The following is an 11,469-nucleotide window of genomic DNA, read 5'->3' as shown; positions in this document are numbered from 1 at the left end:
ACGACATTATTTATCATTGAAAGGACATATCATGAGCCAACCTCAAGCCTTAATTGCTGGTGCCAATGCGCCACTGCCAACGGACAATATTAGCATTCGTATTTTAAGCCAAAATGCTATTGACTGTGCCGCTTATCGCCTGACTAGCGCTGGTAAAGTGCGCGGTGATGGCGACATGATATTTTATGGACAGACACGTAGTGATGACGGTAGCGTGAGCTTTCGCGGTCATGATAGCGATGGGTTTTTTGATATTAATCTACCTGCGCAGCCTGCAAATATTGAAAAAATTGCATTAGCGTTTTCTAGCGCACAAACGCTCGCTCAAGTTGGCGATGTCGATATTCAAGTATTACAAGGCAGCCAAGTATTGATGACTTGTCAATTGGCTGCTGCTGGACGTAATGAAAAGGCCATTATTTTAGCAGAATGCTACCGTCGGCAGGGCAGTTGGAAGTTTCGTTTTATTGCTCAAGGTTTTGAAGGCGGCCTTAAACCTTTATCTGAGCATTTCGGTGTTGAAATTGCCGATGAAGCGCCTGTTCCGCCCATTAATACTCAACGTCCAATCAATACGCAAAAAGCGGGTAGTGCTAATCAAACAAGCACGCCTCCACCCATTCCTGTTAGTCCTTCGATTAATTTAAGCAAAGTCACCTTAACCAAAAACCAATCAAGCATTAATCTGAAGAAGCGCGATGATTTTGGTAAAATTTCGGTTAATTTAGACTGGAATCAGCGCCCAAATGCCGATAAATCCGCACCAAAAAAAGGCATATTAGGCGATTTGTTTAAGCAGCATAAAGCTGGTGGTGTTGACCTTGATGTTGGAGCAATGATTCATCTGAAAAATGGTGAAAAAACCCTCATTCAGGCTCTGGGCGATCGCTTTGGTAGCTTACAAACTGCGCCGTATGTTTGCTTGCGTGCCGATGATAGGACAGGGCAAGTGAGTGGTGGCGAATGGCTCGATATCAATGGCCAACAGTGGTCGCAAATTGAGGAAGTGTTTATTTTTGCTTTCATCTACGAAGGGGCGCCAAATTGGGCACAGACAGATGGGGTAGTCACCATTCATGTGCCAGACCAACCGCCGATTGAGACCCGTTTAACAGAAGGTACGGGGAATCTACCAATGTGTGCCATCGCACGCTTGGTCAACCAACAAGGCAGTATCAATGTTGAGCGTATCAACCAATATTTCAAAGGTCACCAAGAAATGGATAAAGCCTTTAACTGGGGCTTTAGCTGGAAACGTGGGCGTAAATAAAGGTCTTAACGCTATCGCTTCATACGCTTCATCAGTTTCATAAAAAATCAGCCCGTCTATTTTAATAGACGGGCTGATTTTTTTATAGTATTCAAAACTTTAAAAACGCTACGATACTGCGGGTATAGTTTTTTTGTAGCCTCTGTCTGCGTAGGCACAGCAAGCAAGAAAAAACGGTACCTGCAGTACGTGATGTAGCGATTTTACGTTTCACTGACTATACCATTCACAAAAATTAGAGTAGCAAGGAACACGAGTGCAAGTACTATGCCTTGTAGACTAAACGAGTTTGACACAGCTGATCGTATTTTTTGGGTTTGGTGTTAAATCAATTAAGCATGCGGCGTAATAGCAGGCATCAAGTCATGGAATGTACGACCAGAAGCAATTTCACCAATGGCATGCATCTTCCATTCGTTATTATGGCGATAAATTTTTGCCATAATCATCGCCGTATGACCGCCTTGCGCTGACAAATTGTAGCGCGCTACTTCAGCGTTATTACTGGCGTTTACGAGGCGACAAAATGCATTTTCTACGGTCTCAAATGTCTGACCGGTAAAACTGTTGACGGTAAATACCAGCGATACAACGTTAGCAGGGACTTTAGACAAATCAACATTGATGACTTCATCATCGCCATCGCCGTCACCAGTGCGGTTATCGCCAGTATGCACGATGCTTCCGTCTTTTGATTTAAGTTGACTGAACCAAATCGCATCGACGGCTTGTTTATTGCTATCGAACATAATGCATGAAGCATCTAAGTCAATGGAGTCGCCGCCGCTACCACCGCCGAATAACTTGCCTAAGAAGCCGCCTTTTTTCTCTTGTTGCCCTTGAAACACGTCCCAGCCCAAACCCAATTTTACTTGGGTAAGATCGCCACCAGCTTCTTTGCTTAGGGAGATTTTTTGACCCTTTTGTAAACTAACTGCCATGGTAAAATCCTTATAATAATTGTGAGTGAAACACTTAAGTTTCTAATAGTAATTTTCAGCCAAGTGTTTTCAGTTAAGTGATAGGCTTTAGCTATAAAATATTATCTAAAAATCCACCGCGACCGCCGCGACCACCTGAGCTAGTACCTAAGACGCTTTGCAACCAGCCTTGATAACTGTCACGATTGCGCGAGCAGATAATGACTTTACCTGTTCCTGAGAAGCTTAGTACCATACCTTCACCACTGGTGACCGAGTTGATGATGTTACTCATGATACCTTTTTTCTTGCTGGTTGAAACAGATAGCTTATAATCCAAATTTGAATCCCAGCAGACTACATGACCGTTATCGATGATAATATCTTGATCAGGGGTCACATCAATATCAAACAGCGACCCAAAACCTGATACTACCACCTGACCTTGACCTTGGGTCTGCATGACCATGAAGCCACCAGTATCACCGAACACTGCACCGCCAAGGTTACGCTGAATATTGGCTCTGATATCGACGCCAGTTTGCGCTGCAACGAATGCGCCATCACTCAAGGTATATTGCTGCGTGCCGCAATCAATGATTTGCATATCACCGTCTAGCGTTGGTGCTAGTAGACAATCACCTTCGCCATTTACGGCTTCTATTTGCTGTTGAAATAGCGATTCATCATTAGCGAAGCGGCGCATTAAAGATTGCATCAATCCACCTTGTAGCTTACCTTTAAGCTCAAGGTTGGACTCCATCATCACCATCGCATTGGCTTCACAATAGATTGAGTCGCCTTTTTTAAGGTTGCAATGGAGAAAAGGTTCGATGGTACCGATTAAGCTGAATGTCGCGGCCATGAGATGCAAATCCTTATTCTAATGTCTTTAAAGTCTACTTTTAATATATGTGTCTCTACACTCTTTGTCTTTATAAACTATACTATTTTTTAACTACGCTATATTTTGAGTATTTTTAGCTAACCTATTAAATTTAAAGCCATCAAATGTGTTAAAAGGGCACACTTGATGGCTTGTTTGTATCTCAGTTAAATGTTCGATTGAGATAGTTATGTTTCTTAACGATTTTGCTCAACGATTAAGTTTGACTCACCTTATACGTTCACACCATAAGAGGCGGCTAATGGACCAAGACCACCACTGAAGCCTTGACCAACCGCGCGGAATTTCCAATCACCACTATGGCGATATAGTTCACCAAAAATCATTGCAGTTTCAGTGCTGCCATCTTCTGATAAGTCGTAACGGGCGATTTCAGAGTCGCCATTGTCATTGACGACACGGATGTAAGCTTCACCCACTTGACCGAAGTTTTGATTGCGAGCTTGACCTTCATAGATGATGGCACAAACTGCGACTTTGCTGACGTCAGCTGGGATATTAGCAAGATTGATTTTGATTTTTTCATCATCGCCATCGCCTTCGCCAGTACGATTATCGCCGGTATGCTCAACCGCGCCATTATCTGATTTTAGGTTGTTAAAAAAGATAAAGTCTTGATCGTTACGGACTTTACCTGCTTCATTGACCAAAAAGCCAATCGCATCTAAGTCAAATTCTTGACCGTCGGTCGCGCGTGGATCCCAGCCTAGACCGACTGTGATATTGGTTAAACCAGGCGCTTCTTTTGATAAGTTTACGTTGCCGCCTTTCGTTAAGCTAATAGCCATATAAATATCCTTTGAATTAATAATTAGGTGGATTTTATTTTATAAAATGAATTAAAAGTAATGCAGAGATTGATACTTGTGTATATACCGTCAATAAAACAACCTGTACGCCACGTCCTGCATATCATTACGTTTTACTATACTAAGCGTGTGCTAAGTACGCAAGGCGTATTTTGTGTGATTGCGATATGTTTACTAATGAATATATTAATTGTGCAAATCTGATACTTTTTAACGGTTTTAGCAATAGTGGTTAAGGTATTGTTATCGCTTTTCATTGGCAAATACCGACCAACCCGTCTTTTCTACCAGCATCTCTAACGCTTTTAACCCAAGCTTGGAGTTGCCGACATGATCAAGCCCTGGTGACCAGACAGCGATAGAGCCTTTACCTGGGGCTATCGTTAAAATACCACCGCCAACGCCGCTTTTGCCCGGCAGGCCGACACGATAGGCAAACTCACCAGAGCCATCATAGTGGCCACACATCATCATCAATGAATTGATTCGCCGAGATCGCTCTGCATTGATCACTCTTACCCCAGTGTGTTGGTTGACACCATTAGATACTAGAAACAGACCCGCGCGCGCTAATTGTTGGCAGCTCATGGCAATTGAGCATTGATGAAAATATACCCCCAGTATTTTATCTACATCATGCTTTAGACGATCAAAGGCGTTCATGAAGTGCGCCAATGCCGCGTTTCGATCTTTGTGCTGCATTTCAGACACTGCGACTTTATGGTCAAAGCGAATCGAATCATCGTCTGCAATAAAGTGAACAAACTGTAGGATTTCACCCAATGTTGCTTTTGGTTCATGCCCCATCATAATCGCATCCACCACCGCAATTGCTCCAGCATTGATGAATGGGTTACGCGGCCGACCAGATTCTTTTTCTAGTACCATGATCGAGTTAAAAGGATCGCCAGAGGGCTCACGACCGACGTGTGTCCAAAGTGCGTCACCCAACTTGCCAAGGCCGATGGTTAAGGTAAATATCTTGGAGATACTTTGGATCGAAAATAGTGTGTCGGCATCACCTGCGGTATATACCTGCCCATCAGGTGTCGCTACGGCAATGCCAAATTGGTTTGGATCTACATGGGCCAGTTGCGGGATATAATCCGCCACTTTTCCACGATCGGTTTCACTGGCCATCTCCGCGGCAATATCATCAAGAATCTGTTGCATATTAATCATGTAACCATATGTCTGTAGTGTGGTTGATAATGACGATTTTAACTCAATAAGGACACTAAAAAGAGGAAGAAATTGTATTTTAATGAGGACAGAAAAAAACAGGTTATACCCATGGTTGGATATAACCTGTCGTCAATACGATTTTATACCAAATATCTTCTTACTTAATCCTAAGGCAAAATTAAAACTAAGTAATCGAGTTAGCTGCATTTTTACGATAATTGAGTGAAGCAACAAACGCCCAACCAATAAAGGCAATACCAATCAGACCAGTGATAAGTTCTGGCACCTGGAATTTCACTGATAGTAGCATGATGATTGCCAAGGCACCGATGGCATAATGCGCGCCATGCTCAAGATAGATAAACTCATCCAGTGTGCCCTTATCGACTAAGAAGATGGTCATCGAACGAACGAACATCGCACCAATAGCAAGGCCTAACATGATCACGATAACGTCATTGGTGATTGCAAATGCGCCAATCACACCATCGAAACTGAACGAGGCATCAAGGACTTCTAAGTATAAGAAACCGATAATACCGCCTTTCATAATCGCGCTGGTCGCTGCTGCGCCCGAACCGCTTTCTTCGCTTTCTAAATCTTCTTCAAGGTCACCTTCAAGCATACCAGAGACCACTTGTACACCAAGATAAACCAAGATACCCCAAACGCCGGCGATTAATACCGCCGCTGATTGATTAGGATTGGCAAATGATACCGCAACCATCAACACGATAAGGGCGACAAAGACACTCATGGCATCGACTTTGCCCAGTTTTACCAAACGGCTCTCAAGCCAATCAAACCAATGTACATCTTTATCATCAAAGATAAAGTTTAAGAATACCAATAATAAGAAGATACCACCAAAAGCTGATATTTCTGCATGGTGTGCTAAGAGTCTTGCTGAATATTCTTTAGGGTCATTTAAAGCTAAGTCGACCACTTGCATGATACCGAGGTCGGCAGTCACGGCAACGATAACAATCGGGAATACCAAGCGCATACCAAATACAGCGACTAAAATACCCACTGTTAAAAATATCTTTTTCCAAAAATCATCCCAGCCTTTAAGCACTGAGGCGTTGACCACCGCATTATCAAATGATAATGAAATCTCCATGACGGCCAAAATAGCGGTGATAGATAGGGTGGTTATCATACCGCCCATACCGCCATGTGAATATCCCCACCATGCCGCTACCGCTAGGGCAATAATGGTGAAGATAAAGTCTAAATAAAAATGTCTCATGACACATCCTGTCTGGTTGCGTAAAGCTAAGGTCGGTCTGTTATAGACACAGACCACAAAAAAGCGGTTATTGCTAACCACTTTTTTTGTATAATTTAAAACGAAACATAAAGCATTATTAGTCGTTTGGCTATCAAAAATTGTGACTATTTTGCAACGAAAGTTGTGCATGCATAATCACTGTCAATAATGACGATTAATAGCGGATAAATAGGGCCTTATATTTGGATGTGTACGTTGTTTAGATGCCAGTGTAATGGCTAGGCAATATGAAGATTTAGATATTTACACCGTATTGTTGACACATGGCTTGCAAGCCACCTGAATAGCCTTGACCAACGGCGCGGAATTTCCACTCACCGTTATGACGATAGACTTCGCCAAATACCATCGCGGTTTCAACTGAATAATCTTCTGCCAAATCAAAACGTACCACTTCGGTGCCGGTTTCTTCATTAACGACACGAATGAAAGCGTTGGCTACTTGACCAAAGTTTTGACTGCGAGCGGTGGCATCATGGATGGTGACGGTGACGACGATTTTGTCGACATCGGCAGGAATTTGAGTCAGGTTTACTTTGACGACTTCATCATCACCATCGCCTTCACCCGTACGGTTATCGCCGGTGTGCTCAACCGCGCCATTGTCAGATTTGAGCTGGTTGTAGAAAATAAAGTCTTGATCACCGCGTACTTTGCCTGCGCTATTGAGTAAAAACACACTGGCATCAAGATCAAATTCAGCGCCAGATGTTGCGCGCTCATCCCAACCAAGGCCGATAAGTAGCTTAGTTAGGTTTGGGTCAGTTTTGGTTAGCGATAAATTACCGCCTTTATTAAGGGATAAAGCCATGGTGGTATCCTTGTTATTAGAGTAGGGAGAATTGCAACACGAAAGCCATAGATATAAAAACTATCACAATGAGAGTGATAGAGTGAAAAGCGACAGTGGGATTAAAGCTGTCGCAAAACTATAGTTAAAATACTTTAAAAACGCTACGATACTGCAGGTATAGTTTTTTTGTAGCCTCTGTCTGCGTAGGCACAGCAAGCAAGAAAAAACTGTACCTGCAGTACGTGATGTATCGATTTTACGTTTCACTGACTATATCGCTTGCAACACTCTATCATAACAACAAAAAATGACCCAATCAAAGCAGATTGGGTCATTGTTATGTTTCATATACATTAAGAGTAATAGTTTGAAGTTAAGCTCGGTTTATGACCGTTTTAGGCTCAGTTTATGACTATTTTTGGCAGTATCTTCGCATATTTTCTAACTTCAATAGCAAGCTATAACTATCAAAACAACTATAAGCTTTGACGATGACGAATCTCAAAACTCTGATGAATGGGTTTTTTGATATTAAAATCAAAACCAATGGTTTTTTGGGTGATATCCGTAATATCGTAGCGTTCGGTCAACTGCTCGTCCAGCTCAAAACGGGTAAAGTTATTGGAGAAATACAAGACCCCATCGGTGGTTAAACGGTTCATCGCGCGGTTAATGAGCGCCGCATGGTCACGTTGGACATCAAAGGTACCTTGAAACTTCTTCGAGTTCGAAAAGGTAGGTGGGTCAATAAAGATAATATCGAATTGCTCGGTATTGTCTTTAATCCACTCAAAGATATCGGCGGCAACGAATTGGTATTTATTGCGACTGACATCTAAGCCATTGAGCACAAAGTTTTGCTTACCCCAGTCTAGATAGTTCTGCGATAAATCAACGCTGGTAACTTTTTTGGCACCAGCCAGTGCGGCGTGAACACTCGCTGTACAAGTATAAGCAAATAAATTAAGCACTGATTTATTACGGCTATTATCTTTGATACGCGCGCGCATATTGCGATGGTCAATAAACAGCCCAGTATCGAGGTAGTCCGTAAAGTTGACATAAAAATAGGCGTTATCTTCACGAGCGACATAAAATTTGCCACGCTTTTCAGTATTGCCCTGTTTACTATACTGGTCATTACCAGACTGACGGGCGCGGGTTTTGATAAAGACTTGTTCACGGTTAATATCGAACACTTCACGGATACCCATCAACGCTAAATTAAAACGTTTTTTTGCGGTTTCCGGTGGGATGGTTTTTGGTGGCGCATATTCTTGCACATGGGCATAATCACCGTATAAATCGATGGCAACCTTAAAGTCTGGTAAGTCAGCATCGTAGACACGGATATTACTGACGTTGTCTTTTTTGGCCAGTTTCTTAAGTTTGGCTAGATTTTTTTGCAAACGATTGATAAAGTCTTGGCCGTCTTCTACTTCAATCTCACGCTTTTCAAAGCGGCTAACCAGATTGCCTGTTTGCCCAGCAATCAATGCCCCATAACGGAAATAAACCGTAATGGCGCCATTGTGACAGCGCAGTGTTTTTGGCTCTTTGATGGGCAATATATCCACTTGCTCAACATTGGATGCCAATATACCCAGCATCGGATTAACACCACTGCCGGCAAAACTGTCTTGCAGGATAAGACCGATCGCTTGATATAACGGTTTAATCATTTCTTCATCGCCCAAACGCTCACCATATGGTGGGTTGGTAATGATTAAAGGGTTGCTCAATCGACCATCGTCAACCAAGGGTTTTAACACCGTACCAAGTTGGTCAAGGGCACGCGTTTCGATATCGAGTAGCGGCAATATATCCTGTAGACCGGCGGCAATCAGGTTTTTTTCGGTGGCGATAATAGCACCGCTATCGGCATCAAAGCCTAAGATGAGCGGTAAAGTATCCGGCTGTTCATTGGCAATCTCCAAGGCTTCTCGGAAACGCGTCTGTGCATCATCGATCATCTGTTGCCATAGCGCGTCGTCATGATGTTGCCACTGATAAAAACCAAATTGATTGGCGGCTTTATCGATTCCCACGGCATAATCACAATGCATCAGTAGGGCTTCAATGATAAATGTTCCTGAGCCGCACATCGGGTCGATGAGGGCATTGTAGAAAGGTGCGTTGCCCGCTGCGTTTTTCTTATGCCAGCCTGCGCTATACAGTAATGCCGCTGCCAAGTTTTCTTTTAATGGGGCTTCTGTCATCGCTACTCGGTAGCCACGGCGATGCAGACTGGTACCTGATAGATCTAAATATAGCTCAGCCTGTTTATCATTGACGGTGGCAAACACAGAAAAGTCTGGGTTTTTGCTATCAACATTAGGACGGCTGTCGTAGACTTCGTTAAAAGTGTCAGCAATCGCGTCTTTAATACGTAGCATGGCAAATTGCTGACTGACGGCCACGCGTTTATCGACCGATAGACGAATCGCAAAGGTTTGCTCTAAGCTAAATTGCTCCGTCCAGTTAACCGACTTTGCTAACCCATATAGCTGCTCAGCCACATCGTATTCGGCATTGATATTTTTGCGTTTAATCAGCATCAATACTCGCGAAGCCACACGCGACCAGAGACAAATCGTATATAGGTCGCGCAAAGTACCTGTAACCGTCAGACGGCCAGTGCTTTTGATGTCGCTTGCAATACCGAAACTTGTCAGCTCAGTCTGTAGCGGCGCCTCAAGCCCATCGGCACAAGTGATGATAAGGTCAAGCGACAAGTCTGATGAAGCTGCTGTTGAAGATGAGGTCGCGGTTGTTACGGTCATACGGATACCTGTGGGCTAAATTGATAAGTAATACACATCATAAAATAAGATGTTTAACCGTCAATTTTATCATAATTTAGGGCGTGATGGTTTAAAGTGGGTCGGTTTATAAAAGAGGCATTGAATAACGCTAAATCTTATCAAGCTGTGGTTAAAATACTGAAGATAACCGCTCATAATCTAATTGATGACACACCTTAGATTAAAAAAGTGTGAGGTTAATATTGGAGATCAATGCTTGAGGTTAATATTTGGAATTAACAGATGAACATCTACCGTGCGCCAATACCATTACTTGTCGGTTTTGGTCAGTGGTACTGCTTCTTCTACTATCTGCGTTGTCGTGGCAAAGGGTTTGGTTGCGATAGGATAGTCCACATCTTTTGGCATCAGTAAGCGCATATGCGGGTAGGGAGTAGAAATATTGGCAGCATCAAAAGCGTACTTAATTTTTTCTTTTAGACCTTCTTTCATTTTGGGCATACGCACAACAGCGGCAGGCTTTACCCAAAAACGCACGATAAAGAACACCCCATATTCTCCAATCTCCGCCACAGTCGCGGAAGTCTCAGGACGGTTGAGCACCACATCGTTGTCGGCAAGTACTTGCAAGATTTCTTTGCGTGCGGTTTCAATGTCATCTTCAAAAGCGATACGCACGCGGATATCAAAGCGTATGAAGTTTTTGGAGGTTAGGTTGGTCACCTCAGAGGAGGCAACATTAGAGTTTGGGATAATGACAGTGATATTATCTCGGGTCAAAATATGGGTAGTGCGTAAGGCGATAACCACCACGCGACCCTCATTGTCATTGATATTCACCCAGTCACCTACTTGAAAAGACTGCTCAAGCAAAATGGTAATACCAGCGATAAAGTTGGCAAGCGTTGATTGTGCAGCAAAACCCACGGCCAAACCAGCGATACCTAGACCTGCTACCAAGGACACGATATCAAAGCCAAACTGTGCCATGACGCTGGCAAGCCCTAATACCAATAAAAGGACTGACAAGATATTTTTAAGCAGCTGCTCAATGGACGCGTTAAGACCATAATGCTGTAGCACTCTATGAATGATTTGTCCCGACGATGTCCACAGCACGTAGTAAATACCCGCCCAAGTACTGGCTTTTGCCGTGGCCTTGATGGTTTCGGGTTCAAAATTGATTTGACTCATAATTGCAATTAAGCTGGCAACAATCCAGATATAACGCAGTATAGAGTGGACAATTTTGGTGCGGCGCTCATTTAGATGAATTTTCTCTCTACTTTGTTTAACAATATAGAGAATCAACCAATAAAAAAATCCCAATACGGCAAGCAGTATTAGAATTTTGATACCTGTACTCGCTAAATCTAACGCTTGCGAAGACCAATCCATTGACTCTTTATCTGCTGAGCCGCCAAGCGCAAGGTAGAGGCTCGTATGAAGGTCATAAAGAATCTCTTTGAAAAAGTCAGTAACGCTAGCGATTGGCATTTTTTAGTCCATGCAGAGTTTGCTTATAC

The 11,469-nt window shown here is 43.0% G+C and carries 9 protein-coding genes; 1 reads left to right on the top strand and 8 read right to left on the bottom strand.

Translation table 11 applies throughout. The features are described 5' to 3' along the window. The first annotated feature begins 31 nt into the window (after nt 1-31). The gene (locus tag ACT3TU_RS00530; RefSeq protein ID WP_444783907.1) at nt 32-1,270 is read left to right on the top strand and encodes a TerD family protein; all 1,239 of its coding nucleotides are present in this window, start codon (nt 32-34) and stop codon (nt 1,268-1,270) included. Between the two features lie 332 nt (nt 1,271-1,602). On the opposite strand, the gene ACT3TU_RS00525 is transcribed toward ACT3TU_RS00530, so the two are convergent. The 8 genes from ACT3TU_RS00525 to ACT3TU_RS00490 form a co-directional block, all read right to left on the bottom strand. Further along, nucleotides 1,603-2,211 carry a TerD family protein gene (locus tag ACT3TU_RS00525; RefSeq protein ID WP_444783906.1) on the bottom strand — a complete coding sequence of 203 codons (609 nt, stop codon included), beginning with the start codon at nt 2,209-2,211 and terminating at the stop codon, nt 1,603-1,605. Nucleotides 2,212-2,302: 91 nt separating this feature from the next. After that, complete coding sequence (locus ACT3TU_RS00520; RefSeq protein ID WP_444783905.1) at nt 2,303-3,055, bottom strand: TIGR00266 family protein; 753 nt, start codon at nt 3,053-3,055, stop codon at nt 2,303-2,305. Between the two features lie 254 nt (nt 3,056-3,309). Further along, the gene (locus tag ACT3TU_RS00515; protein WP_444783904.1) at nt 3,310-3,885 is read right to left on the bottom strand and encodes a TerD family protein; all 576 of its coding nucleotides are present in this window, start codon (nt 3,883-3,885) and stop codon (nt 3,310-3,312) included. Between the two features lie 264 nt (nt 3,886-4,149). Continuing rightward, entirely contained in the window at nt 4,150-5,079 is a 930-nt protein-coding gene (locus tag ACT3TU_RS00510; RefSeq protein ID WP_444783903.1) for a glutaminase, read from the bottom strand. Between the two features lie 196 nt (nt 5,080-5,275). Further along, nucleotides 5,276-6,343, bottom strand: coding sequence for a DUF475 domain-containing protein (locus ACT3TU_RS00505; protein ID WP_444783902.1), 1,068 nt, complete (start codon nt 6,341-6,343; stop codon nt 5,276-5,278). Between the two features lie 277 nt (nt 6,344-6,620). Beyond that, the gene (locus tag ACT3TU_RS00500; RefSeq protein ID WP_192523748.1) at nt 6,621-7,196 is read right to left on the bottom strand and encodes a TerD family protein; all 576 of its coding nucleotides are present in this window, start codon (nt 7,194-7,196) and stop codon (nt 6,621-6,623) included. A gap of 458 nt (nt 7,197-7,654) precedes the next feature. Further along, nucleotides 7,655-9,961: a bifunctional 23S rRNA (guanine(2069)-N(7))-methyltransferase RlmK/23S rRNA (guanine(2445)-N(2))-methyltransferase RlmL gene (gene rlmKL / locus ACT3TU_RS00495; protein ID WP_444783901.1), complete on the bottom strand. Its 2,307-nt coding sequence runs from the start codon at nt 9,959-9,961 to the stop codon at nt 7,655-7,657. A gap of 291 nt (nt 9,962-10,252) precedes the next feature. Beyond that, nucleotides 10,253-11,440: a mechanosensitive ion channel family protein gene (locus tag ACT3TU_RS00490; protein WP_444783900.1), complete on the bottom strand. Its 1,188-nt coding sequence runs from the start codon at nt 11,438-11,440 to the stop codon at nt 10,253-10,255. Between the last annotated feature and the right edge of the window lie 29 nt (nt 11,441-11,469).

The sequence above is a fragment of the Psychrobacter sp. AOP3-A1-26 genome (assembly GCF_052378235.1).
In the GTDB taxonomy this organism is placed as follows: Bacteria; Pseudomonadota; Gammaproteobacteria; order Pseudomonadales; family Moraxellaceae; genus Psychrobacter.
The sequence above is the reverse complement of the archived record's forward strand: the minus strand, read 5'-3'. Positions and strand labels throughout refer to the sequence as shown.